The organism is Gordonia sputi NBRC 100414 (assembly GCF_000248055.1).
GTDB classification, from domain to species: Bacteria; Actinomycetota; Actinomycetes; order Mycobacteriales; family Mycobacteriaceae; genus Gordonia; species Gordonia sputi.
In genome coordinates this window covers 1-586 of sequence record NZ_BAFC01000001.1, presented here as the reverse complement: position 1 = coordinate 586, position 586 = coordinate 1, and the positions used below count along the sequence as shown (strand labels likewise).

Genomic DNA, 586 nt, shown 5'->3' with positions numbered 1-586 from the left:
AGAATCGACACATCGAAGCTCGGCGAAGACGAATGCAGGACCCGAGAAGACGGCTCGATGCACAGGGTGTCCCGGTGCTCGGCGGTGCAGTCGGCGAGTCCGCGGTGGGTGACCGCGACGCCTTTGGGGATCCCGGTCGATCCGGAGGTGTAGATGACGTAGGCGAGGTCGTCGGCGCGCAGCGGGCGTACCCGTTCGGCGTCGGTGATGGGTTGGGTGTCGGTGTGGGTGGTGGTGGTGTCGAGGGTGATCCAGTGGATGTGTTGGGGGAGGTGTTGGTGGTGGGTGGTGGTGGTGATGCCGAGGGTGGTGTGGGAGTTGGTGGTGATGTGGGTGATTCGTTGGGTGGGGTGTGTGGGGTCGATGGGGAGGAAGGCGGCGCCGGTTTTGGTGATGGCCCAGATGGCGAGGATGGTTTCGGGGGAGCGGGGGATGGCGATGGCGACGACGTCTTCGGGGCCGATGTGGTGGTGGAGGAGTTGGCGGGCGAGGTGGTTGGAGTGTTGGTCGAGTTGTTGGTAGGTGAGGTGGTGGTTGTTGTGGGTGAGGGCGGTGTGGTGGGGGTGGTTGTGGGCGGTGGTGGTGA

General features: G+C 65.0%; 1 protein-coding gene. It reads right to left on the bottom strand.

The window, feature by feature from the left end; genetic code table 11:
* A partial coding sequence (locus tag GOSPT_RS00005; RefSeq protein ID WP_039854064.1) for an AMP-binding protein occupies positions 1–586 on the bottom strand: 586 nt, incomplete at both ends.